The organism is Cryobacterium sp. Hz9 (assembly GCF_004402825.1).
Classification (GTDB): Bacteria; Actinomycetota; Actinomycetes; order Actinomycetales; family Microbacteriaceae; genus Cryobacterium; species Cryobacterium gelidum.
This window is the reverse complement of record NZ_SOFC01000011.1, coordinates 243,148-268,354: the sequence shown is the minus strand read 5'-3', so window position 1 is coordinate 268,354 and position 25,207 is coordinate 243,148. Positions and strand designations below refer to the sequence as shown.

The window sequence follows — 25,207 nt, the reverse complement described above, 5'->3', positions numbered from 1 at the left end:
GCGCACCGTTGCGTCGGCGAAGCACACCCGATGCCTAAGCTGGGTATATGCAAACACGCACTCTTGGACGAACCGGCCACACTGTTTCCGTGATCGGGTTGGGAACCTGGCAGCTTGGGGGCGATTGGGGCGACGTGACCGACGCCGATGGGGCCGCTGTGCTCGCGGCATCCGTTGAAGCCGGAATCACCATCTTCGACACAGCGGATGTCTACGGTGACGGCCGCAGCGAGCGTCTGATCGGGCACTTTCTTGCGAACGACGCTCCAGGTGCTGAAATCACCGTCGCCACCAAAATGGGTCGCCGGGCCGAACAGCTGCCGGAGAATTTCGTGCTCGCCAATTTTCGCGAGTGGACCGACCGGTCGCGCACCAACCTCGGCATGGATACCCTCGACCTCGTGCAACTGCACTGCCCGCCGAGCGCGGTCTTTAAGTCCGGCGAGGTGTACGACGCGCTCGACACCCTCGTCGACGAGGGCGTCATCAAGAACTATGGTGTGAGCGTGGAGACCTGCGACCAGGCCCTCGCCGCGATCAGCCACCCGGGCGTCGCAACGGTGCAGATCATCCTGAACGCTTTTCGGCTCAAGCCGCTCGATGAGGTCCTGCCCGCCGCGCGCGCTGCCGGGGTCGGCATCATCGCCCGGGTTCCGCTGGCCAGCGGGCTGCTCACCGGCAAATATTCCCGCGAGACCGTGTTCGCCGACAGCGACCACCGCAATTACAACCGAGACGGCAGCCATTTCGACGTCGGTGAGACCTTCTCCGGCGTCGACTTCGAGGTTGGTCTGCAGGCCGCCACCGAGTTCGCGGCCCTGGTTCCGGCCGGCCTCACCCCGGCGCAGGCCGCCTTGGCCTGGGTCGCCCAGATCGACGGTGTGAGCGCCGTGATTCCGGGAGCCCGCTCGGTCGCGCAGGCACAGGCAAATGCCGCTGCGGGCGTAGCCGAGCCGCTGGGCGTCGCGTTCAACGAGGCCGTGCAGGACATCTACGATCGGCTCCTGCGAAAGCAGATCCACCCGCGCTGGTGAGGCAGGGGCGCGCACCGGGCGGCCTCGGGCCAGGTGTCACCCGCCCGGTAGCGGCCAGCCTCGCCGACGTCCTCGGCGTCGGCACGCGCTGCCGCTGCCTGAGGCACACCTGACCAACGACCCCATTAGTGCCGATTCTGAGCAAATGTCATACGCGGACGCTTCACTTACCAAGGTATCCGCACGCTGCAAACTCCGGAGGGATATTGTCGACCCGCTCGGGCCAAACCCCCATCGTGCATCCGAAAGCGCCTGATCAGTCGAGGTCTTCGTCCTCAGGCAGCGCGCTTCCCGGCTACGGCAGCCATCCGATTGTGCGCACGGGGAAGAAAATTTGTTTTGAAAGTTACAATTCCGGATTGACCGCGGGCACTTGACAGTTCCTGACTTAACCGGTTGAGTTGAATTTACTGAACCGGTTCAGCAATGGAAATCGCTGGCCCGTCGTTGTAAGGAGGCAGGCGCATGGCGGTCACGATCAGCGACGTCGCTCGTGCGGCCGGCGTGAGCAAGGGTGCCGTCTCGTACGCGCTCAACGGCCGACCGGGCGTCAGTGACGTGACCCGCCAGCGCATCGTGGAGGCGGCGAAACAACTCGGTTGGAAGCCGAGCCTTCGCGCCAAGGGGTTCTCTTCATCCAAGGCCTATGCGTTGGGGCTCGTCGTCGCTCGTGATCTGAAGCTGCTGGGTACAGACCCGTTTTTCCCGGCCTTCATTGCCGGTATCGAATCCACCCTTTCGGAGCACGAATACGCTTTGGTCCTCACCATAGCCACCGATCCCGACGCGGAAGAGCGTAGCTACCGCAAGCTCGTCGAGGGTGGACGGGTGGATGGCGTAATCCTCACCGACATGCGGAACGACGATTCCAGGATTGCTCTCCTGCGAGAACTCAAGCTTCCCGCAGTCACGCTGGAGCGTTCGGATACACCCTCCCCGTTTACTGCCCTGCGCACGGATGACACGGACGCCATCACGGCCGCCGTCGACCATCTCATTGGCCTGGGCCACACCCGCATTGCTCATGTCGGCGGAGCGCAGGCCTACGTTCACGGCCGCAGCCGCCGTCTGGCGTGGGAAAGGGCACTTTTCGCGGCCGGGTTGCCGGCTGACCTCTTCGCCGACGCCGACTTCACCGCGTCTGGGGGAGTCACCGCTACCGAAGCCTTGCTGCGCCGGCCCGATCGACCCACCGCTATCGTCTACGCCAACGACCTCATGGCCACCGCCGGGCAGTCGTTCGCCCTCACCCACGGATTCACCGTGCCAGGTGACTTATCCATTACCGGCTTCGATAATGCCGAATTTGCCCAGTATCTCAATCCACCGCTGACCACGATCTCGTCCGATCCGCTCAGGTGGGGCCGGTTGGCCGCGGCGGTTCTGCTCGACCAGCTCGCTGGCACCCACGACGGGCAGGATATCGTTCTTCCCCCGCCAAAGCTTCTGGTCCGAGGCTCCACCGGACCGGTCAGATTCAGCACAACCTAACGACCTGCACCAACACAGTCACTTTCTGAGGAGATGCAATGAAGCACATAAAAACCACTGCTCGACGACTCACCATGTCGGCCGTCGCCGTGGCGGGGAGTATGGTCTTGGCAGCCTGCAGTAGCGGGGGGAGTGATAGCAAGGACGCGAGCGGAGCACTCACCGCGACTGGCCCGATTAAGGTCTGGTACTCCAACAACGAGTTCGAAGTCCAGTGGGCCGAGAAAATGGTGGCCGACTGGAACGCCGCCAACCCGGACGAACAGGTCACCGGCCAGCAAATCCCGGCCGGTAAGAGCAGCGAAGAAGTCATCGGCGCTGCCATCACCGCTGGCAACGCCCCTTGCCTGGTCTTCAATACCGCCCCGGTGGCCGTGCCTCAGTTTCAGAAGCAGGGCGGTCTGGTGGCATTGGATTCCTTCCCGGATGGTGCCGACTACCTCGCGGAGCGCACCGGGAACCTGGCCGACCAGTATCAGTCCAGCGACGGCAAGACCTACCAGATGCCGTGGAAGTCGAACCCGGTAGTGCTGTTCTATAACAAGGACATCTTCACCGCGGCCGGCCTGGACGCCGAGAACCCGCAGCTGGCCACGCAGGCGGAATTCCTCGACACCGCACGGGCACTGGTGGAATCCGGCGCCGTACAGAACGCCATCTGGCCTTCCCCGGCCAGTGACTTCTTCCAATCGTGGTTCGACTTCTACCCGTTCTATGCGGCCAACTCCAATGGTGCCTCGCTAGTTGAGGACGGCAAGGCCACCTTCGACAGCGACGCGGGCAAGCAGGTGGCCACAATGTTCGAGACCCTCTACCAGGAGAACCTAGCTTCTAAAGAGGTGTACCAGGGCGACTCCTTTGCTGAGGGCAAGTCGGCCATGTCGCTGGCCGGTCCGTGGGCCATCAATGCTTACAAGGACGCGGTCAACTGGGGCGCCGTCGCGATCCCTGGCGCTGAGGCGCAGGATGACGGCTATACCTTCTCAGACGCCAAGAACATTGGCCTGTACTCCGCCTGCGAGAACCAGGGAACGGCCTGGGAGGTGCTGAAGTTCGCCACGAGCGAGGAGCAGGACGGAAGCCTTCTGGCCCTCACTGGACAGATGCCGATGCGCGAAGACCTGACCAGCACTTACGCCGACTACTTCGCCGCGAACCCGGCGTATGAGCAGTTCGCCGACCAGGCTGCTCGCACCGTTGAGGTTCCCAACGTTTCCAACTCGGTCGAGGTCTGGCAGACTTTCCGCACGGCCTACGCAGCATCCGTGGTCTTCGAAAACCAAAGCATTGACGAGGCCTTTCAGGATGCAGCCGAAAAAATTGATCAGCTCGTAGCGCAGAACTAACGGCGATTCCCATGTCACTCCGCACCGTCCAAGACAGCCCGGTCGGGGTAACGGCAAACCGGCAGCTGACGCGCCCCAGGAAGAAAACGTCTCCCTTGGGCCGTCAGCCGCTAGGGCTTCTGTACAGCGCGCCGTACGTGGTGTACGTTCTGGGGGTCCTGGCGTTCCCGCTCGGCTATGCCGTTTACATCTCGTTCCACGATTACTTCTTCACCGCCCCCGGGGTGCAGGTCGACCGGCCGTTCGTCGGGTTGGACAACTACGTCACGATCTTGTCCGACCCCGCCGTGCAACGCTCTTTCCTCAACATTCTGATTTTTCTGGTCATCAACGTTCCGCTCACGGTGGGCCTGTCGCTGATCCTGGCCAACGCCCTCAACCGGGTGACGAGGCTGCGGACGTTCTTTCGTGTGAGCTACTTCGTGCCCTACGTCACGGCCAGTGTCGCCGTCGTTGGCGTGTGGCTGTTCCTCTTCCAGGAGAACGGTCTGGTCAACGTCCTGCTCGGTCCGTTGGCCCCCGACCCATCTTGGTTGGTTAGCTCCTGGCTGGCGATGCCCACCGTAGCGCTGTATGTGACCTGGAAACAGCTGGGATTCTTCATCCTGCTCTATCTGGCCGCGCTGCAGAACATCCCGGAAGAACTCTACGAATCTGCCTCGGTAGACGGCGCAAACAAATGGGCGCAATTCTGGAACATCACGGTCCCCGGCGTGCGCTCGGCCAGCGTGCTGGTCACCCTCCTCGCCACCATTACCGGTGCCAATCTGTTCACGGAGCCCTACCTACTCACCGGAGGCGGCGGGCCGGACGGTGCATCTAGCTCTCCGGTATTCCTGATGTACCAAAAGGGGATCCTGCAGGGAAACCCGGATGTTGCGGCCGCGCTGGGCGTCGTGCTGGTACTCGGTGTGCTATTGGTCGCTTTGATTCAGAAACGCCTTGTCGGCGGGAAGGAGGACTGAAATGGCACGGTTTAAGCCTCACCAAGAAAAAACTGAGAAACGCCGGAACCTGACAGTTGGCAGTTTTCTGATGCTCGCCGTCGGCGCCTTCGTGTTCCTCTTCCCGTTCTACTACATGCTCATCGGCTCGCTGCAGGCCTCACCAGACACGTCGGTGGCCGGCGCCTTCCCCAATCCGACCAATCTCAGTTTGGAAAACTACACCGAGATCAACGACCGGATAAGCCTGCTAATCGGCTTGATGAACTCGGGCATTTTCACCGGCGGCGTCATCCTGTGCACCGTGGTGTTCGGCCTTCTGGTGGGCTATGCCCTGGCGCAGATGCAGTTCCGGGGCCGCGGTGTGGTGTTCGGCATGATGCTGCTAGTACAGATGATCCCGTTCCAGCTGCTACTCATCCCGCTGTATGTGATGATCGCGCGCGACTACGGTCTCGCCGACAGCTACCTCGGCATGATCCTGCCGTTCGCCATCAACTCCACCGCGGTATTCGTATTCCGGCAGTACTTCCTGCAGCTGCCCGCGAGCCTGTTCGAGGCGGCCCGGATCGATGGCGCCAGCGAGCTTCGGATTCTGTGGCAGATCGCCATCCCACTGGTGCGCCCCGCTATCGTCACGGCCATCCTGCTGACTTTCATCGGCCCCTGGAACGAGTTCCTATGGCCATTCCTGATCACGAAAGACGCGGCCCTTCAGCCGCTGGCCGTCTCACTGGCCAACTACATCTCCAACATCGCGGCGACAGCCTCCAACCCGTTCGGGGCCATCCTGGCCGGTGCCTGTGTGCTCGCAGCACCCGCCATCGCGTTGTTCATTTTCTTCCAGCGTCAATTCATTTCCACCAATCTCGGATCCAGCGTAAAGGGCTAACTGACACATGAACTCCGCACCAACATCTGCATTGCCAACCGTTCCGTTCACACTCACCCGCGCCGGCGTCATCATGACGCCGGAAGAGGGCAACGACCTCGAGGCCGAGGGCGTGCTAAACCCCGCCAGCGGCCGTGGCCCCGACGGCGTGCTCTACCTCCTGCCGCGGCTGGTGGCCAAGGGAAACGTCTCCCGGGTAGGGATCGCCAGGATCATCATCGGTGACGACGGCGTGCCCTCCGGCGTCGAGCGCGAAGGTACCGTACTCGCCCCCGACGAGGGCTGGGAACGCGGCCGGAATAATGCCGGTACCGAAGACCCGCGCGTCACCTGGGTGCCGTCCCTCGGCAGACACCTTATGACGTACGTGGCGTACGGGCCGATGGGGCCGCGCCTGGCCTTCGCCCACTCCGAGAACCTGCGCACTTGGGAACGCCTCGGCCCGTGTCTGTTCGAGTACAAAGCCGAGCTATCCCTAGACCTGAACCTGTTCCCGAACAAGGACGCGGTTTTCTTCCCCGAGCCGGTGAACGACCCAGACGGCGTCCCCTCCTACGCGATGCTGCACCGGCCCATGTGGGACCTGGGCTGGATCCGTGAGGGCGAGGGTGAGCATTTGCCCGCCGGCCTGACCGACAACCGCCCTGGCATCTGGATCTCCTACGTCGCCGTAACCGACGTGCAGGCGGACATCCGCAACCTGGTGCACATGGGCAAGCACAAGCTCGTCGCCCTGAGCGAGTATCCGTTCGAGGCGCTCAAGATCGGCGGTGGACCGGCGCCAATCCGGGTCGACGAGGGCTGGCTGCTCATCCACCACGGTGTCGCCGGGGCGCTGGAGAAGTCGGCGTTCGATCATCAGCAGAAGGTCAACTACGCCGCAGGCGCCATGATTCTCGACGCCGATGATCCTTCTATAGTGATCGCCCGCACTGACAAGCCGCTGCTGACGCCCGAAACCGAGGACGAAATTTCCGGCATCGTGCCGAACGTGGTGTTTCCGACGGCGATCGAAAAGATCGATGGCCAGTTGTTCGTGTTCTACGGCATGGCCGATTCCAAGATCGGTGTCGCCAAACTCGACCGGGTCTAGGTCTCATTGATCTGACCCCACCATTGACCCGACCAGGAGAGACACATGACCTTCGACGATGTGCGCAGAAGACTGATATCCAAGCCTGTGGCCCTCGCCGCCGCGCTATCGATGCTCCTGGCGGGTGCGGGTGCGGGTGCGGGTGCGGGTGCGGGTGCGGGTGCCGCGGCCGCGGCACCCGCGTCAGCGCTCGTCCACGGCACGCCAGCGTCGATGGCGTCCTTGACTAATCTGGCCCACCTAAACTTTCTGCTCGACACCGTGCCGCTCACGGCGGTCGAGGGGCACACCACCTATCGGCTGGAAGAGAATCCGAAGGTCCTGGCTCCATGGACCTATGCGGACAACAGCAACGGCGATGGCAGGTACACGCGCGTCGGCGGCGGGTCCCTGGATGCGGTGACCGGCTACTGGAGCCAAGGCGCCTTTAACGCTGACGATATCGCCCGCACCGCCGTTGTCTACCTGCGGCACTGGCAACAGACCGGTGATGAGACCAGCCGGGAGCACGCATTCCAGACTCTTCGCTCGCTCACCTTCCTACAGACCACGACCGGCCCCAACGCCGGCAACGTGGTGCTCTGGCAGCAGACGGATGGCAGCCTGACGCCCAGTGCGTCACCCGTCGAGCTGCCGGACCCGAGCGACTCGTCCGAATCTTACTGGCTGGCGCGCACCGTGTGGGCACTGGGAGAGGGATACGCAGCGTTCAAGTCGGCCGACCCGGAGTTCGCCGCGTTCCTGCAAGACCGCCTGCACCTGGCGCTCGGCTCCCTGAACGAGCAATCGCTGGCCGAATACGGCAGCTATGACGTGGCCGACGGCGTGGAGGTCCCGGCCTGGTTGATCGCGGGTGGGGCGGATGCCTCGGCCGAGGCCGTGCTCGGACTTGTCGCATATGCCAGCGCAGAACCGACCGACGCCATCGCCACCACTGCACTGACTCAGCTGACCGAGGGCATCGCCGCGATGTCGTCCGGATCGGTGAATCAGTGGCCGTTCGGTGCCATCCTCCCGTGGAACAAGTCACAGACGCTCTGGCACGCCTGGGGCGGAATGGCTCCGGCCGCCGTCGCCACGGCCGCCGACGTGCTGGACCGGCCTGACCTGCTGACGGCGGCTATCAAGGATGCCGCGCAGTTCACCCCACAGCTTCTGGCAGCCGGTGGAGCGGACAATGCCTGGACACCGACGCCCGGTGAATCGCAGATTGCCTACGGGGTCGACTCACGAGTGCAAAGCCTGGTCGCCACCGCTCATGCCGCCAACGCTCCTGGACTGCTGGACATCGCCGCCATCGCGGCAAGCTGGTACTTCGGAGCCAACCGCAGCGGCGCCCCGGCCTACAACCCCGCCACCGGAACGGCCATCGACGGGATCGCACGGGACGGCCGGGTCAACCCGAATTCCGGCGCTGAGTCCACAATCCATGCGCTGCTCTCCATGCTGGTCCTCGACGCGAATCCGGCTCTCAAGGCCAAGTCGCTGGGGATCAACGAGACCGTCTCCACCAACGGCCTGAGCGTCATCGAGGCCGAATCCGGCACCATCACCAACAGCGGATCCGTCGTCACGCCCGCTTCGGCGTGGACCGGGGAGTCCAACTGGTCAGGCGGTGCCTACGTGCGGCTGGATGCCGGGGACGCACTATCGATTCCGGTGCCGGCCGCCGACCAGGCACGGACCATCTACCCGATCGTGAACCAGTCGGTTGAACCGGCCGGGAGCACGGCATGGACTGCCGGGAAGAGCATCGATCTGGGCAGCACGCCCAACGGCGGTGCCGGTGCCCAAGGCATCACGGACGCACCGGGGAGGATCTTCCCGTTCTCGCTGGAACGCACCCTGCCCGCCGGTGCCACCTCCGTCGTCGGCCACAGCGATGGAACGGCCTCCGTCGACGCACTACTCATCCAGCCGTTGATCTCGTCCGTCGCCGTCACCGGATCTGGTGGGGACTCCACCCTGTACGTGAGTGCGGCCAACGAAACCACCGTCTGGAAGAGCGGAGTGCCGCGAGGCTACATGCTGCAACAGCAGGCGTTCGACGCTAACGGTCAGCTCCTGGTCGCAGGTCAGAACAGCAACGGGGCGGACCACTCGGGCCGGGTATCCGTTGCCGCAGGCGGATTCACACTTGTGACGCTGGTCCAGAATTAGCTTCTGCCCCGCCGGGGCGGCCTCCCTCGTTACCCTGCCCCGATCGGAGCCTCATGAACGACAGTATGCCGGACGTTTTGGGCGCCGGAGAAACTGATTCCGACGACACTCCTGACGACAGCGCGTGGTGGCAATCGTCCGTCGTGTACCAGATCTACCCCCGAAGCTTCGCGGATTCGAACGGAGACGGGATCGGGGATCTACGCGGCATCATCGCGCGTCTCGATCACTTGGAGATCCTCGGTGTCGACATCATCTGGCTCTCCCCGATCTATGCATCGCCGCACGACGACAACGGCTACGACATCAGCGATTATCGTGCCATCGATCCGGTCTTCGGTACGCTCGAAGACTTCGATCTGCTTGTGGCCGAGGTTCATCGGCGCGGCATGACGCTGCTCATGGATCTTGTCGTCAATCACACGTCGGACGAGCATCCGTGGTTCGTGGAATCTGCCTCGAGCCGCGATAACCCCAAACGCGACTGGTACTGGTGGCGGCCGGCGCGCACGGGGGGCATTGGGGGAGAACCGGGTGCGGAGCCGACCAACTGGGGTTCATTCTTCTCGGGTTCGACCTGGGAATTCGACGAGGCTTCCGGCGAATACTACCTGCACCTGTTCTCCCGTAAGCAGCCGGACCTCAACTGGGAGAATGCCGACGTGCGCGAGGCCGTGTACGAGATGATGCGGTGGTGGCTCGATCGGGGGGTCGACGGTTTCCGCATGGACGTAATCAATCTCATCTCAAAGGATCCGGCGCTTCCCGACGGGGTCATCGCGCCCGATAAGCACTACGGAGACGGTTTCCCGCACTACGGCTACGGCCCGCGCATTCACGAATTTCTGCATGAGATGCACGAGCGGGTCTTCGCCGGCCGGGTTGGTCGGTTTCTCACCGTTGGTGAGATGCCGGGTGTGACCGTCGAACAGGCGCGCCGGTTCACCGACCCCGCTCGGCGCGAACTCGACATGGTATTTCAGTTCGAGCATGTCGGCCTCGATTACGGCCCCTCCGGGAAATGGGATCCCCGCCCCCTCGACGTGCGTGAACTCAAAGCGTCTTTCGCCAGATGGCAGGAGGGTCTAGCTAAGGTCGGGTGGAACAGTCTCTATTGGAACAACCACGATCAGCCCCGTGCGGTGAGCAGATTCGGCGATGATCGTCTGTACTGGGCCAAGTCGGCAACCATGCTCGCGACGGTCTTGCACTTTCAGCGCGGCACGCCGTACGTCTACCAGGGCGAAGAGCTCGGGATGACCAACGTTCCGTTCGGCGGAATATCAGACTTTCGTGACATCGAGTCGCTCAACTATTTCGCCGAGGCAATCGAAGAGTTGGGCGGGGAACCGGAGAGCGTACTCCATAGCATCCGGCACATCAGCCGGGACAATGCGAGAACTCCAATCCAGTGGAGCGACGAGCCGCAGGCTGGCTTCACGGCAGGCTCGCCCTGGATCGCCGTGAACCCGAATTACCCGACCATCAATGCCCAGTCGCAGCACGGCCGGGCCGGATCAATCTTTGAGTTCTACCGTACCCTCATCGCTTTGCGCCATACCGATCCGGTGATCTCACGTGGGACGTTCGAACTGCTGTACCCAGAGCATCGGACGCTCGTGGCTTATACCCGCACGCTGAAGAATCGCCAGCTGCTCGTGTTGGCCAACTTTGGCAATGGACACCTGGAGGTTGGTGAGCTATCCGACATCGAGTTGCCAGAGGCTGACGCTTGGCGCACGGCGCCGACACTGATCGATAACTACCCAGCAAACGAGGGGATCGACAACCTGGTGCTCGCGCCGTGGCAGGCCCGGGTACTGACCCGTTGCCTCCGCTGATCTCTCTCCCGGCCGCCCCGGCAGCGATCTGTGATTTTGGACGAATTTGCCGCCGCCCAAAACAGACTCCAAATTCACACTACGGCGCAATGCAGAAGAGAGGAACCTGAAGGGAGCAGGCGGGGAGACCTAGACTTGGATGGGTTCGGTGTCGGGGAGAGGCTAGGAAACCTGCACTTGGATGGGTTCGGTGTCGGGGATGGGGCTGACGTCCCGGCCACGGAGGTCGGGGTGCCAGCGGCGTCCGAGCGCGGGAATGATGCAGCCGAGGGCGGCGAAGCCCGCGGCGACATAGATCGCCGAAACCGGCCCGGATTGGTCGATCGAGAACCCGGCAATGGCAGAGCCCATGGCGGCGCCGATCAACTGGCCGGTACCGACCCACCCGTACGCCTCGGCAGTGTCGCTGAACTTCACGCTCGCCGAGACGATGCCGAACAAGACCGCGAAGGCGGGGGCGATGCCGACCCCGGCCACGAGCAAGGCCAGGGACAACCACCAGAATGTGAGCCACAGGCTCGCCAGGGCCAGCCCGATGGTGACGATGAGCATGCGCGCGGCGAGGGCCCACGGGCCGATCGGTGCGTGGCCGAGCGCGAGGCCGCCGATGAGGGAGCCGATCGCGAAGATGCCGAGCACCCAACCGGCGTCAGCGCTGCCGTGGCCGAACACCGCGACCACGCCGGCTTCGACGGCGGCGCAGGCCGCGACGAGCGTGAACCCGACGATGGTACTGAGCAGCACCTCGGGTTTTTTGAGCACGACGCCGATCTTGCGGCGACTGCGCGGGATGCGCACCCGCCCCACCTCCGGCAGGGAGACGAACCAGATGCCGCCTGCGACCAGAAAGAATGCGGCGAGCAGGATGCCAGCAGTCGTCGATACCTGCAGCGCCACGAAGGTCGCGATCACGGGACCGAGCACCCAGATGATCTCCTGCGCCGAAGCGTCGAGCGAGAACAGCGGGGTGAGCTGGCGGGAGTTGACGATCTTGGGATAGATGGTGCGCACGGCCGGCTGAATCGGCGGCGTTGACAGGCCGGCTACGAATCCGATGAGCATGAGGCTCAGCACCGACAGCGGAACCAGCGCCATAACGACGATCGAGACCGCGCAGATGAACATCGTCGCGATGATCACGGGGCGCATGCCCAGCCGGCCCATCAGACGACTGGTGAGCGGCCCGGCGATGGCCTGGCCGATGCTCATGGCGCCAAGGACCAGCCCGGCCGCGCCATAGGAATCGAAGATCCGCTCAATGTGGATGAGAAAAGCGAGCGAGAGCATTCCGAATGGAAAACGGGCCGTCAGCTGCGCGCCGATCAGGCGCGATACGCCGGGCGTGCGCAGGAGGGTCCAGTAACTTTTCACAATGATTTCAGTCTAGGGTCGGGCAGGCAGAAAACTGGGGGAGAAGACGCGACCTGCAGGACCCCTGACTGGGTCAGGCGGGACATCCTTTCCCAGGAAGGGCTGCCATACTTAGGTAATGCTTACCTTACCGATCGGGACGGGAGGAGGCGGCGGCCGGGCGGTCGCTGACCGCCCGGCCTACCGTCCATACCGGGCGACGGTCGTGGGCATCCGTTCGTTGAGCGACCACTTCACCCGGGTGACATTCTTCGGTGCACAGTTCAACAGTTTCGGAACCACGGGCCTCGATCAGCGCATCAAGATCGTGTTGCCCCTGCCCGGCCGTGGCCTGAGCGACATCGGAGCCGACGATGAGCGCACCGTGGCCGACGGCACGTGGTACACCCGCTGGCGTGAGCTGCCAGACGCCGACCGCAATCCGTTCCGTACCTACACGATTCGAGCGGTGCGCCCCGAACTGCGCCAAGTCGACGTGGATTTCGTCACCCACCCCGATCACGCCCCTCTCGGCCCGGCAGCGCGCTGGCTGCTCGCCGCGACGATCGGCTCCGACGTCGTCATCATCGGCCCCGACGAGCGCAGCCCCGGCCGCGGGATCGGCCTCGACTGGCGTCCGGCCCACGCGACCGACCTGCTGCTGGCCGGCGACGAGACCGCGGCCCCTGCCATCTGCAGCATCCTGGAGAGCCTCCCGGCAGGTCGCCGCGCACGCGCGTTCATTGAAGTGCCCAGCGAAGCGGATGCTCTCCCCCTGGTTCTGCCCGCCGGCTGCGAGATCACCTGGCTGGCCCGCGACGCCGCCGCGCACGGGGAACGCCTGTACGCCGCCGTGCGCGGCTGGGCCGAGAGCAACACCGCCCTGGTGCGCACGGCGGTCGCGGCGGCTCCGCAGCCCCTCGCCGAGATCGACGTGGACTGCGACCCGCTCTGGGAATCGCCGGGCAACGCGGCCGGAACCGGCTTCTACGCCTGGCTCGCAGGCGAATCGTGCATGATCAAACTGCTGCGACGCTTTCTGGTGAGCGAGACCGGCATCGAGCGGTCGCGCGTGGCCTTCATGGGCTACTGGCGGCTCGGCCGGTCCGAAGGCCAATGATCCAGATTCACCCGGAGTCCGCCATTCTGGAACCGGCCGCACCGGCCCGCATGCGTCCGCGCCGCGTCGTCATCGGCTTCGCCCTCGCGCTCGTGCTGCTCGGGCTCAGCATTGCGGCGTCACTCGTGGTCGGCACCCGGGAGATCACCCTCGGCACCGTTTTCGAGGCGCTGGCCAACCCCGATCGCAGGCTGACCGACCACACCGTCATTCTCGACCTGCGGGTGCCGCGCACGGTCGTCGGCCTCCTGGCCGGCCTCGCCCTCGGTCTGGCCGGCGCCCTCATGCAGGGTGTCACCCGCAATCCGCTCGCTGACCCCGGCCTGCTCGGTGTGAACGCGGGCGCCTCGCTGTTCGTCGTCGCCGGTGTCGCCTGGTTTGGCGTCACTTCCTCGCTCGACTACGTCTGGTTCGCCTTCGCGGGTGCCGCCGTGGCGGCCACGATCGTCTATCTGATCGGCTCGCTTGGCCGCGAGGGCGCGACCCCGGTCAAGCTCGCCCTCGCCGGCACCGCACTCACCGCCGCGTTCACCTCGCTGATCACGATCGTGCTGCTCGCCGACACCGAGGCCTTCGACCGCTACCGGTTCTGGGCGGCCGGGTCGCTCGTGGCGCGCGGCCTCGACGCGGCCCTGCCGCTCGCCCCCTTCATTCTGGTCGGTGCGATTCTCAGCATCGTCGCCGCGCGCATGCTCAACGCTCTCGCCCTCGGCGACGACCTCGCCCGCGGACTCGGCCAAAACCTCGTGACCGCCCGCATCGTCTGCGCCGTCGCGATCGTACTGCTGTGCGGCTCGGCTACCGCGATGGCCGGCCCGATCGTGTTCGTCGGACTCGCCGTGCCACACATCGCGCGCTGGATCACCGGCCCCGACTACCGCCTCATCATCGGCTTCTCGGCCCTGTTCGGTCCGACCCTGCTCGTGGCGGCGGACGTGCTCGGCCGCGTCATCGCCCAGCCCGGCGAAATCGAGGCCGGTCTCGTCGTCGCGTTCCTCGGGGCGCCAGTACTCATCGCCCTCGTGCGCCGCGTGAAACTGGCCGGCCTGTGATGTGGGGCGCCGTGCGCGCCGGGGCGGCGGCATCCGTTCGCCCAGCGGATGCCGCACCGCTGGCCCGAGCGCGCGCTCAGCGGAGCAGACGCAACCGAAGCGTCGTACTCGTGCTGCTCGGTGCCCTCGTCATGGTCGCGGCGCTCAGCCTCGCGGTTGGCGCTTACTCGCTCAGTGTGCCCGACCTGCTGCGCACGCTCACCGGCCAGGGCAGTCAGAGCGAGAACTTCATCGTGCTCTCGCTGCGGTTACCCCGACTGACCCTCGCCGTGCTCGTCGGGGTGGCCTTTGCACTCTCCGGCGCGCTGTTCCAGACCGTGCTGCGCAATCCGCTTGCGAGCCCCGACATCATCGGCGTCACCGGGGGAGCGAGCGCCGCCGCGGTCTTCGGCATGCTCATCCTCGGCTTCGGAGCCGTCGCGACCTCTGTCGCCGCATTCGCCGGGGCCATCATCGTCGCCGGTGTCATCTACCTGCTGGCCTGGCGCGGCGGCGTGGTCGGCTACCGCTTCGTGTTGATCGGGGTAGGGGTCGCGTTCATGGTGCAGGGCCTGCTGGGATATCTGCTCTCCCGCGCCACGCGAAATGACGCTCAGGGAGCCCTGCTCTGGCTGGTCGGCAGTGTGAGTGGTGCTCGCTGGCAGGACATCTCCGCCATGGCCGTCGTGCTGCTCGTGCTGATTCCCGTTATTGGCGTGTTGAGCGCACGCCTGCGCGCCCTGCAACTCGGCGACGACCTCGCGCGCAGCCTTGGCGTCGGCACCGAACGTACCCGGCTCGTGCTGCTCGTGATTGCCGTCGCCCTCGCTGCAACGGCCACCGCTGCGGTCGGCCCGCTCGCCTTCGTGGCCTTTGTCTCGGCTCCGATCGCGCGGCGCGTGCTCGGCACCGGCGGCCTGGCGTTGATCCCGGCGGCTCTCGTGGGCGCCCTCATTGCTGCTGTCGCCGACTTCACCGCCCAGCATCTACTCCCCGGGCAGCTCGAACTGCCCGCCGGAATCATCACGGGCGCCATTGGCGCTCCCTACCTGCTCTGGTTGCTCGCAACCAGCAACACAACCGGAAAGGGCGCCTGATGACCCCGCGACTGCGCGCCGAGGGGCTCAGCCTCGGTTACGACCACATCCCCATCATTGACGACCTCGACCTCGACCTGGTGCCCGGCGCGATCACCGTCATCGTCGGTGCCAACGCCTCGGGCAAGTCCACAGTGCTGAAAGGACTCTCGCGGCTGCTGAAACCGGAGGCCGGCCAGGTCACCCTGGGTGGCCGCAACATCGCCGCGCTTCCCGGCAAAAAGGTCGCGACCGTGGTGGGCCTGCTGCCGCAGCAGCCGATCGCACCCGAGGGCATCACCGTGGCCGACCTCGTCAGCCGCGGCCGCTATCCGCACCAGGGCTGGTTTCGGCAGTGGTCAAGCACGGATGACGCGATCGTTGCCCAGGCCATGGCCGCCACCAACACCCAGCAGCTGGCCGCGCGCCGCCTCGAAGACCTTTCCGGCGGCCAGCGCCAGCGCGTCTGGATCGCCATGGCGCTCGCCCAGGATCCCGAGATTCTGCTGCTCGACGAACCGACCACGTTTCTCGACGTGACCCACCAGATCGAGGTGCTCGACCTGCTGCTCGAGCGCAACCGCGAGCACGGAACGACCGTCGTGATGGTGCTGCACGACCTCAACCTGGCTGCCCGCTACGCGGACCACCTCGTCGTCATGCGTGCCGGGCGAATCGTCGCGAACGGCACGCCGACCGAGACGCTCACCGCCGAGATCGTGCGGCATGCCTTCGATCTCGAGGCACGGATCGTGTCCGACCCGGTCTGCGGCGCGCCCATGGTCGTGCCGATCGGCCGGTTCCACGGGCGTGCACCCGCCGCGTAACCCCGCCCTGGACCGCAGCACCCAGACCGCACCCTGCACGACCGCAGCAATGGGGGCAGCCGGGTCGACGCCCGTGCGGTGCAACACCCGCAAGATCTGACTTAGGTTAGGCTAACCTTATAACCGATGTGATCCGGGTGTGCTTGCGCCTCGATCCCGCCCGATGAACTGGAGATTTTTCGTGTCCCGACGCTTCACTGTCACACTCGCTGCCGCAGCGAGCATTCTCGCCCTGGGCCTCTCCGGTTGCACTGCTGGCGCGGCCGACCCCGCACCCGACACCGCGGCATCCGAAAGCTTCCCCGTCACCATCGAGCACGCGTTCGGCCAAACCACGATTGACGCTCAGCCGACGCGCGTCGTCACATGGGGCTGGGGCAGCGCCGACGACGCGATCGCACTCGGCGTGACTCCAGTGGCCATGCCGTTCCAGAGCTATGGCGGCGACGCCGACGGCGTGCTCCCGTGGATAACCGAGGCGCTCGAGGGCGAAGAGATGCCCGTCATACTGCCTGATTCCGATGAGCCGCCCTACGAAGACATCGCGGCAGCAACGCCCGACGTGATTCTTGCCGCCTACTCCGGCATCACCGAGCAGGAGTACGACCTGCTCAGTCAGATCGCTCCGGTTGTCGCCTACCCCGGAGATGCCTGGGCCACACCGTGGCGTGACCTCATCGAGATCACCGGGACCGCGCTCGGCAAGAACGCTGAAGCCGACAGTCTGCTCGCGTCGATCGACGGCCAGATCGCCGACCAGGCCGCCGCCCACCCCGAATTCGCCGGGAAGAGCATCGCCCTCGCGAGCGACAGCGCCGGCACCTTCTACGTCTATAAGAAAGAAGACCCCCGGGTCGACTTCACCCTCGACCTCGGCTTTGTCAGCGCCCCCGCCGTCGACGACCTCGCCACCGACGAGGCAAGCTTCTACTACACGCTCAGCTACGAGCAGCTCGACCAGCTCTCGAGCGACCTGCTGGTGAACTTCGGTTCCACCCGGGAAGAGTCCGACGCGTTCCTGACTGCGAGTTACGCCCAGGCCATGCCGCAGGTGCAGGCCGGTACAGTCGCGTCCCCGGTCGGAGCGGCGTTCATCAGCTCGGTCTCCCCGCCCACCGGACTCTCGCTATCCTGGGGCCTCGCCGACTACGTTGCCCTGCTCGCCGCCGCCGTCAAGTAGTAACGCATTCCGCACACGCATTCCGCACACGGATGCCGCAGCGTCAGCCCGCTGCGGCATCCGTGTGCCTCAGCACGACTACCGACTACCGACTACCGACCCGGCGGCGTGCACGGTTGACCGGTTTCGCCGACCGGTCTACTGCTCGTCAGAATCTCGGTCGTCGACGACAGCATCGAGCCGCTTGCGAAACTCCAGATAGCCGATCGATTCCCAGTTCGCGGCCGGATCAAACTGTGGCTCGTAGCCGAGCGCGAGGTACAACGCCACCGCCTCCGGCTGGCGCGCTCCCGTCGTCAGCACGATCGAACGGATGCCGCGCCGCTTCGCTTCGGCCTCCAGTTCGGCCATCACTTGGCGGGCGAGCCCGCGCCGGCGGTGGGCCGAGTGGGTCCACACCCGTTTGATCTCGACCGAGCTGTCATCAGCAGCGCGAGGGTCATCGGACCGCATGAACGCGCCGCCGGCGACCGCGCGGCCGTTCTCCACCAGCAGCAGAAATGTACCGCCGTCAATCGGCTGGAAACGCCTGGCCGGGTATCGACTGAGCACGACCGACGGCAGGATTTTGTCGGTCGAGCCGTAGCGCTCGTCATACTCCCGGGACAGCTCGGCCACGAGGGGCGCGGCAAGGGGATCGGTTGGCGAGGTGTACAAAATGTTCGGGGTTTCGGTAGACACCCCTCGACGATAGATCCGCGGCATCCCCTCGTCAAAATATCATTCGCCCAAAATATCCCTCGCCCAAAATATCCCGCTGGGGGTCAACGCTCGAATTTGCCGCGCCGCGCTTGCACTAGGCTCGTTAGGTCTTACCCGCGTGTGGGTTCATCGTCGAACCCGCGCATTTTCGACCACCTAGAGAAGGAAGTGCCATGCGCGCACGCTACGTTATCCCGGCATTCGCTGCCGCCGCCGTACTGCTGCTGACCGGCTGTGTCGACAACTCCACTCCTGCAGCCACGACGACGCCCGATGCCGCGAGCACCATTGAACCGGATGCTGCCGCGGTCGCGCTGCTCCCCAAGGACATTGCGAGCGCAGGCGTGCTCGTCGTCGGAACCGACGCGGCCTACCCGCCGAACGAGTTCAAGGACGAGTCGGGTGCACCGATCGGCTGGGGTATCGAGCTCGCCGACGGTATCGCCGCCAAGCTCGGCCTCACCACCAAGTACCAGATCGCGTCGTTCGACACCATCATTCCGAGCATCACCGGTGGCACCGTCGACATTGGCGAATCCTCCTTCACCGATAACCTCGAGCGCGAGAAGCAGGTTGACTTCGTCAACTATTACAACGCCGGAATTCTCTGGGCCGCGCCCGTTGGCAGCACCGTCGACCCCGACAATGCCTGCGGCCTGACCGTCGCCGTGCAGTCCAACACGGTTGAAGACACCGATGAGTTGCCCGCCAAGAACGCGGCCTGCGCCGCCGCCGGCAAGGAGCCCATCGACGTGCTGCCCTACGGTTCGCAGGACGAAGCGACCAACGCGGTCGTGCTCGGCAAGGCCGATGCCCTCAGCGCCGACTCGCCCGTCACCCTCTACGCCATCTCCAAGGCCAACGGCAAGCTGCAGCCCGCCGGCGAGAGCTTCGACACGGCGCCGTACGGCATCACCGTCGACAAGGGATCCGAGCTGACGGCGGCCGTGCAGGCCGCCCTGCAGTCCATGGTCGATGACGGTTCCTACGGCAAGATCCTCGACGCCTGGGGTGTCACCGACGGTGGCATCGACACCATCACCATCAACGCCGCCGCCAACGGCTAGAAAGAGTCAGCGACCCACATCATGACTAACACGACCGCGACCGGCGTCAAGACGGAACCCGGTATCAAGGCCATTCGCCTGCGTCACCCGTGGCGCAACACCTTCGCGGTCGTGTTACTGCTCATCGTGGCGCTGTTCATCGCCGATGCGGCGATGCGCCCGGCCTACAACTGGCCGGCGGTCGGCAAGTACCTGTTCGACCAGCGCATCTCGCAGGCGGCGTTCATCACCCTGCAGCTCACGGTCTACTCCATGGTCATCGCGATCATTCTCGGGGTGACCCTCGCCATCATGCGGCTCTCACCCAACACGGTCGTCAGCAGTATCGCCTGGGTCTACCTGTGGATCTTCCGTGGTACCCCGGTGTACGTTCAGCTCGCATTCTGGGGCCTGATCGGCACGATCTACCAGTCCATCGACATCGGGTTGCCCTTCACCGAACCGTGGGTGTCTTTTCCGACCCGGGTCGCGCTGAGCGCGTTCATTCTCGCGATCGTGGGACTGGCCCTCAACGAGGCCGCTTATATGGCTGAAATCGTGCGCGCCGGCCTGCTCTCGGTTGACAGCGGGCAGGAAGAAGCGGCGACCGCGCTCGGTATGAGCTGGTTCCAGACCATGGTGCGCGTGATCGTTCCGCAGTCGATGCGGGTGATCATTCCGCCGGCCGGCAACGAGGTCATCTCGATGCTCAAGACGACCTCGCTCGTGACGGCCATTCCCTTCACCCTCGAGCTCTACACGCGCTCCCGCGACATTGCCGCCGTGACCTTCGAAACAGTGCCGATGCTCATCGTCGCGTCGATCTGGTACCTGTTCTTCACCTCCATCCTCATGGTCGGTCAGTACTTTCTCGAGAAACGGTTCGCCCGCGGCATCGGCGACCGCCGTCCAGACAAGAAAACGGATGACGCGAGCGCGGCGCTCACGGGGGTCACCCCGGTCGTCGGCAGCGGCCAACCCACCGTTGTGTCGCCCGCCACCGACCCGCACCAGGGAGACCGCTGATGGTTGCTGTAATCGACACCCCCATGGTGGTCGCCGACCGTGTCTCCAAGAGTTTCGGCTCCAACGAGGTGCTCAAGAGCATCTCGCTCGAGGTCAAGCGCGGCGAGGTCATGTGTCTGGTCGGGCCCAGCGGCTCGGGCAAGTCCACCTTTCTGCGTTGCATCAACCATCTCGAGGTCGTTTCGGCTGGACGCCTGAGCGTGGATGGTGAAGTCATCGGCTACCGCGAGGCCAACAACAAGCTCTACGAGATGCGCCCCAAGGAGGCCGCGCGGCAGCGCCGCGATATCGGCATGGTGTTTCAGCGCTTCAACCTGTTTCCACACATGACCGCGCTGCAGAACGTGATGGAGGCACCCATCCAGGTCAAGGGCCTGTCGAAGGCCGGGGTCGAGGCCAACGCCCGCGCCCTGCTGGCCAGGGTCGGTCTCGCCGAACGCGCTGACTACTACCCGGCGCACCTCTCCGGCGGCCAGCAGCAGCGGGTCGCGATCGCCCGCGCCCTCGCCATGGAACCCAAGCTCATGCTGTTCGACGAGCCCACCAGCGCGCTCGACCCCGAGCTGGTTGGCGAGGTGCTCGACGTCATGCAGGGCCTGGCCCGCGACGGCATGACCATGATCGTGGTCACCCATGAGATGGGTTTCGCCCGTGAGGTCGCCGATTCGCTGGTCTTCATGGACGGCGGCGTCGTCGTCGAGAGTGGCGTCCCCACCGAGGTGCTCGCCAACCCGCAGCACGAGCGCACCCGCGCCTTCCTCTCCAAGGTGCTATAGCCCCGGTGCCCGCCGTTCCGCCCCGCCGCGTACAAGTGCGTTCGGGGCCTGGGCCCGGGTTCATCAGGTGGGCCTGGGGTGCGAACTAGCCGGCGAGCACCTTCTGGATGCGCTGCAGCGAGACGGACTCTGCCGCCCTGAGCTCCTGCGCGAACAGGCTGATGCGCAGCTCCTCGATCATCCAGCGGGCGCGCAGAACCGGCGCCGTGGCATCCGCTTTTACCGGCATCGTGCCACCGGCGTTCTCGAATCGGGTGGTGGCGGCCTGGGTCTCGTTCATCCAGACCCGGTCGCGGCTCGGGTTGTCGATGAGTTTCGGCACCCGGGCGCTGATCCCGCCGAGGTAGCGCGGCAGGTGCCGCAGCTGGGTGAGGCCGGTTTCGCTGACGAACCCGGGGTAGACCAGGGCCGTGAGCTGCTGGCGGGCATCGCTGATCCCCGGCAGCAGCGCCATGCTGGTCGCGGCCTTGAGCGCCTTGTCCGCGGCGCGGCTCGCGGTGAGGATACGGGCGACTAAACCCACGGTTTCGAACATGGAGTCCATCACGACCCCCGACACCCGATCGCGAATGGTGTCGAACTCCGCCTTCATGAACACCTGGCCGCCCGGGCGCACGCGAAAGAGCACGTCGTCGATCGCGGCGGCGAGGCAATCCTCGAACAAAGCCTGCGTGGTTTTGTACGGGCTGGTGGCGAGGCTGAGCTTTTCGGCCGCGGTCAGGTGCTGCTGCACATACGCGGCCGGCGACGGCGTCGCGAGCAGCAGCAGCCGGCGCACGCCGCGAGGCAGCGCGCGGGCTTGTTCCAGCTCGGTGCTCATCATGCGAATAGAGACGGATGCCCCGTCATCGACGAGCGTCGGATACCCGCGAATCGTGTTGTCGCCCTGCTTGGTGTCGAGAAAGCGGGGCAGCTCACCGAGGTCCCAGGTGGTGACGCCACCGCGCTCGATCGCGTTGCTCGGAGCCGCGGAGCTCGTCGCCTTCGCGACGCTCTCCCGCACCCGGGTGCCGAGCCGGCGCTGCAGGTCGGCGAGGTCCTTATCGGCGGCGACGGTGCGTCCGCGTTCGTCGGTGACGACAAACGTCATGCGCAGGTGCGAGGGAACCCGGCCGAGCTCGAAGTCGCGCAGGCTCACCGGCACATAGGTGAGCTTTTGAATCAGCGCCGCGAGGGTTTCGGCGAACGAGACGTGCGGCACCGGCGTGGGCAGCGTCTCGACCAGGCCGGGCTCGGCCGGCAGCTCGCCGAGCAACCGAGCGGCCCAGTCGGCGGCAGGGACGACATTGCGGCGGATGCTTTTCGGCAGCGACTTGATCATGGCGGTCACCAGCTCGGCGCGGAGGCCCGGCACCTGCCAGTCGAAACCATGGGGGGAGAGGCGGGCGAGCAGCGCGAGCGGGATGCGCACGGTCACGCCGTCGTCCTCCTCGCCGGGTTCGAACCGGTAACCGAGGGTCAAACGCTGGTCGCCCTGCTGCCAGCTCGGCGGAAAGAGCCCCTCATCGATCTCGGGGGAGTCCTCGGCGACAAGCGCGTCAGCGGTCATGGTGAGCAGGTCGGGGGTGTCGAACCTGGCCGTGCGCCACCAGCCCTCGAAGCTCTTGGTCGACGACACCTCGGCTGGAATGCGGCGCTGGTAGAAGTCGAAGACGGCCTCGTCATCGAAGAGGATGTCCCGGCGCCGGGTGCGCTCCTCCAGCTCGGCGAGTTCCTCCCGCAGCCTGGTGTTGGCTCGTTCGAACGCCCACATGCCCGGGTCGCCGGTTTGGCCGGGCCGGCCGCCACGGCTCGCGCTGCTGCCGACCGCGGGTGCGCCGCGGCCGGAACCGCGCCCGCCCGTAGCCGTGCCGCCGTCGACCGAGATGCCGACGCGTTCGTTGCGCGACGGCCCGCGACCGCCACGGTCCGCTTCCGGCTCGGTTGCCGACGTTTGCGGTCCCGAGGCCCGGTCCCATTCGCCCTCGACCAGCGCGTGGCGAATGAACAGCTCGCGGGCATACGCCGGGTCGATCCGCGAGAACTGCACCCGACGCCGGGCCACGATCGGCACGCCGTACAGCGTGACACGTTCGTAGACCACGGCGGCGCCCTGCTTCATCTCCCAGTGCGGTTCGGAGTAACTGCGCTTGCACAGGTTGCCGGCGAGCGGTTCTGCCCAGGCTGGGTCGACGACGGCGTTCATGCGGGCGAACAGCCGGCTGGTTTCGACCAGTTCGGCGCTCATGACCGCGTTGGGCTGCTTCTTGGCCAGCGTCGAACCGGGAAACAGCACGAAGCGTTGCTGGCGCGCACCGACGTAGTCTTTCTTGGCGACGTCCTTGAGACCGATATGGGAGAGCAGCCCGGCCAGCAGCGATCGGTGCACGCCGTCGGGGTTCGTGCTGGGTTCGCCTTGCGTCAGCCCGAGCGGCTTGGCGAGCTGGCGCAATTGCCGCAGCACGTCCTGCCACTCGCGCACCCGCAGGTAGTTGAGGTATTCGTTCTTGCACAACCGCCGAAAGGCGCTCGAGCCCAGCTCGGACTGCTGTTTTTCGAGGTAGTTCCACAAGTTGAGCAGGCTGAGGAAGTCGCTCGTCGGGTCGGCGAACCGGGCATGGAACTGGTCGGCCTGGGCGCGACGCTCGAGCGGGCGCTCCCGCGGGTCCTGAATGGTCAGCCCGGCCACGATCGCCATGACTTCCCGGCTGGTGCCCTGCGTTTTCGATTCGATCACCATGCGGCCAAAGCGCGGGTCGATCGGCAGCTGCGCGAGCTGCTGGCCGATGCGGGTGAGGCGCGGGGTGGCCGGGGCAGCGGCGGCGGCTGGCGCAGCAGTGGTGACCGGCGCAGTGGTGGTAGCCGGCGCAGCGGTGCTGGTCGGGACGGCGGCATCGGCTCCGCTGCTGGTGGCACGGGTGGTGCCGCGTGCGCTCTTGGTGCGCCCGCCCCCCTCCGCCTCGATGGCGCCGAGTTCGGCGAGCAGGTCGAGGCCGTCCTTGATGTTACGGCTGTCCGGCGGGGTCAAAAACGGGAACGAGGCGATGTCGCCGAGGCCGAGCGAGATCATCTGCAGAATGACGGCGGCGAGGTTGGTGCGCAGAATCTCCGGCTCGGTGTAGTCCGGGCGGCGCAGATAATCTTCTTCGGAATAGAGCCGAATCGCGATGCCGTCGCTGGTGCGCCCACTGCGGCCGCTGCGTTGGTTGCCGGAGGCCTGCGAGATCGCTTCGATCGGCAGTCGCTGCACCTTGGAGCGCACGCTGTACCGGCTGATGCGCGCGGTTCCAGCGTCGATGACGTAGCGGATGCCCGGCACGGTCAGGCTGGTCTCGGCCACGTTGGTCGCGAGCACGATGCGCCGTTTCACCCCGGCCACGGTCGACGGCTGGAACACCCGGTGCTGGTCGGCCGACGACAGCCGGCCGTAGAGCGGCAGCACCTCGGTGGGATTGCGGCTGGCCGAGGAGGCGTACTTGCCCTGCAGGGCGTCGGCGGCGTCGCGAATCTCGGTCTCGCCGGAGAGAAAGACGAGCACGTCACCGTTGGACTCCCGTTCGAGCTCATCGAGAGCCGAGGTGATGCCCTCGATGTAGTCGCGGTCGACCGGGGGAGCGGCATCCGCCCCGTCGTCATCGTCGTCGAGGCCGGGCTCCGCCACGAGTGGCCGGTAGCGAATCTCGACCGGAAAGGTGCGGCCAGACACCTCGACGACCGGCGCCGGGGTACCGTCCGGCGCCGCGAAATGCTTCGCGAAGCTGGCCGGGTCGATGGTGGCTGAGGTGATGATGAGCTTGAGATCGGGGCGCTGGGGCAGCAGCTGCCGCAGGTAGCCGAGCAGGAAGTCAATATTGAGGCTGCGCTCGTGCGCCTCGTCGATGATGATCGTGTCGTACTTGCGCAACATGCGATCGCGGTGGATCTCATTCAGGAGGATACCGTCGGTCATCAACTTGATGCGGGTCTCCGCGCCGACCTTGTCGGTGAACCGCACCTGGTAACCGACCAGCTGGCCGACCTCCTGGCCGAGCTCTTCGGCGATGCGTTCGGCGATGGTGCGCGCGGCGAGTCGGCGCGGCTGGGTGTGGCCGATGTTCTTTCGGCCGAGTTCGAGGCAGATCTTGGGCAGCTGGGTAGTCTTGCCCGACCCGGTCGATCCGGCGACGATCACGACCTGGTTGTCGCGAATAGCGCGGGCGATGTCCTCCCGGCGCTGGCTGACCGGCAGTTCGGCGGGGAATGTGATATTCAGCGTTTCCATGAAGCTTCAATGTTACTTCGCCCTCACCCGTG

At 65.5% G+C, this 25,207-nt stretch carries 19 protein-coding genes; 16 read left to right on the top strand and 3 right to left on the bottom strand.

Annotated features, from left to right (window positions below; translation table 11 throughout):
- Window positions 1–47: 47 nt before the first annotated feature.
- The 8 genes from E3N85_RS05555 (at window position 48) to E3N85_RS05515 (ending at window position 10,801) form a co-directional block, all read left to right on the top strand.
- The gene (locus E3N85_RS05555; protein WP_134460438.1) at window positions 48–1,034 is read left to right on the top strand and encodes an aldo/keto reductase; all 987 of its coding nucleotides are present in this window, start codon (window positions 48–50) and stop codon (window positions 1,032–1,034) included.
- Window positions 1,035–1,499: 465 nt separating this feature from the next.
- On the top strand, window positions 1,500–2,525 hold the full coding sequence (locus E3N85_RS05550; RefSeq protein WP_134460435.1) for a LacI family DNA-binding transcriptional regulator: 1,026 nt from the start codon (window positions 1,500–1,502) through the stop codon (window positions 2,523–2,525).
- Between the two features lie 38 nt (window positions 2,526–2,563).
- Window positions 2,564–3,871: an extracellular solute-binding protein gene (locus tag E3N85_RS05545; protein WP_134460432.1), complete on the top strand. Its 1,308-nt coding sequence runs from the start codon at window positions 2,564–2,566 to the stop codon at window positions 3,869–3,871.
- 137 nt (window positions 3,872–4,008) lie between these two features.
- A complete protein-coding gene (locus tag E3N85_RS05540) occupies window positions 4,009–4,836 on the top strand; it encodes a carbohydrate ABC transporter permease (protein ID WP_370289084.1) in 828 nt (275 codons plus the stop codon).
- Between the two features lie 70 nt (window positions 4,837–4,906).
- Window positions 4,907–5,707, top strand: coding sequence for a carbohydrate ABC transporter permease (locus E3N85_RS05535; protein WP_241978329.1), 801 nt, complete (start codon window positions 4,907–4,909; stop codon window positions 5,705–5,707).
- Window positions 5,708–5,714: 7 nt separating this feature from the next.
- Entirely contained in the window at window positions 5,715–6,800 is a 1,086-nt protein-coding gene (locus E3N85_RS05530) for a glycosidase (protein WP_134460422.1), read from the top strand.
- Between the two features lie 45 nt (window positions 6,801–6,845).
- Entirely contained in the window at window positions 6,846–8,960 is a 2,115-nt protein-coding gene (locus tag E3N85_RS05520; protein WP_174722464.1) for a hypothetical protein, read from the top strand.
- 53 nt (window positions 8,961–9,013) lie between these two features.
- Complete coding sequence (locus E3N85_RS05515; RefSeq protein WP_370289082.1) at window positions 9,014–10,801, top strand: alpha-glucosidase; 1,788 nt, start codon at window positions 9,014–9,016, stop codon at window positions 10,799–10,801.
- A gap of 162 nt (window positions 10,802–10,963) precedes the next feature.
- On the opposite strand, the gene E3N85_RS05510 is transcribed toward E3N85_RS05515, so the two are convergent.
- Entirely contained in the window at window positions 10,964–12,172 is a 1,209-nt protein-coding gene (locus tag E3N85_RS05510) for an MFS transporter (protein WP_134460416.1), read from the bottom strand.
- 118 nt (window positions 12,173–12,290) lie between these two features.
- Between E3N85_RS05510 and E3N85_RS05505 the strand changes: the two genes are divergently transcribed.
- The 5 genes from E3N85_RS05505 to E3N85_RS05485 all read left to right on the top strand — a co-directional run bounded on the left by E3N85_RS05505 (window position 12,291) and on the right by E3N85_RS05485 (window position 17,385).
- Complete coding sequence (locus E3N85_RS05505; RefSeq protein WP_134460413.1) at window positions 12,291–13,271, top strand: siderophore-interacting protein; 981 nt, start codon at window positions 12,291–12,293, stop codon at window positions 13,269–13,271.
- The gene (locus E3N85_RS05500) at window positions 13,268–14,323 is read left to right on the top strand and encodes an iron ABC transporter permease (RefSeq protein WP_198412057.1); all 1,056 of its coding nucleotides are present in this window, start codon (window positions 13,268–13,270) and stop codon (window positions 14,321–14,323) included. Before E3N85_RS05505 ends, E3N85_RS05500 begins: the two co-directional genes overlap by 4 nt.
- A complete protein-coding gene (locus E3N85_RS05495; RefSeq protein ID WP_134460778.1) occupies window positions 14,323–15,399 on the top strand; it encodes an iron chelate uptake ABC transporter family permease subunit in 1,077 nt (358 codons plus the stop codon). The genes E3N85_RS05500 and E3N85_RS05495 overlap by 1 nt, the downstream gene beginning before the upstream one ends.
- A complete protein-coding gene (locus E3N85_RS05490; protein WP_134460410.1) occupies window positions 15,399–16,205 on the top strand; it encodes an ABC transporter ATP-binding protein in 807 nt (268 codons plus the stop codon). The genes E3N85_RS05495 and E3N85_RS05490 overlap by 1 nt, the downstream gene beginning before the upstream one ends.
- 181 nt (window positions 16,206–16,386) lie before the next feature.
- Window positions 16,387–17,385 carry an iron-siderophore ABC transporter substrate-binding protein gene (locus E3N85_RS05485; protein ID WP_241978316.1) on the top strand — a complete coding sequence of 333 codons (999 nt, stop codon included), beginning with the start codon at window positions 16,387–16,389 and terminating at the stop codon, window positions 17,383–17,385.
- A gap of 138 nt (window positions 17,386–17,523) precedes the next feature.
- On the opposite strand, the gene E3N85_RS05480 is transcribed toward E3N85_RS05485, so the two are convergent.
- Window positions 17,524–18,066, bottom strand: a complete 543-nt coding sequence (locus tag E3N85_RS05480) for a GNAT family N-acetyltransferase (RefSeq protein WP_241978315.1) — start codon at window positions 18,064–18,066, stop codon at window positions 17,524–17,526.
- Between the two features lie 194 nt (window positions 18,067–18,260).
- Between E3N85_RS05480 and E3N85_RS05475 the strand changes: the two genes are divergently transcribed.
- The 3 genes from E3N85_RS05475 to E3N85_RS05465 are packed head-to-tail and all read left to right on the top strand — an operon-like array spanning window position 18,261 to window position 20,935.
- A complete protein-coding gene (locus tag E3N85_RS05475; protein WP_134460401.1) occupies window positions 18,261–19,154 on the top strand; it encodes an ABC transporter substrate-binding protein in 894 nt (297 codons plus the stop codon).
- A gap of 21 nt (window positions 19,155–19,175) precedes the next feature.
- On the top strand, window positions 19,176–20,159 hold the full coding sequence (locus E3N85_RS05470) for an amino acid ABC transporter permease (RefSeq protein ID WP_134460398.1): 984 nt from the start codon (window positions 19,176–19,178) through the stop codon (window positions 20,157–20,159).
- Window positions 20,160–20,182: 23 nt separating this feature from the next.
- The gene (locus E3N85_RS05465; RefSeq protein ID WP_166783878.1) at window positions 20,183–20,935 is read left to right on the top strand and encodes an amino acid ABC transporter ATP-binding protein; all 753 of its coding nucleotides are present in this window, start codon (window positions 20,183–20,185) and stop codon (window positions 20,933–20,935) included.
- Between the two features lie 85 nt (window positions 20,936–21,020).
- Here E3N85_RS05465 and E3N85_RS16720 read toward each other — a convergent pair whose 3' ends face one another.
- The gene (locus tag E3N85_RS16720) at window positions 21,021–25,175 is read right to left on the bottom strand and encodes a DUF3418 domain-containing protein (protein WP_134460392.1); all 4,155 of its coding nucleotides are present in this window, start codon (window positions 25,173–25,175) and stop codon (window positions 21,021–21,023) included.
- Between the last annotated feature and the right edge of the window lie 32 nt (window positions 25,176–25,207).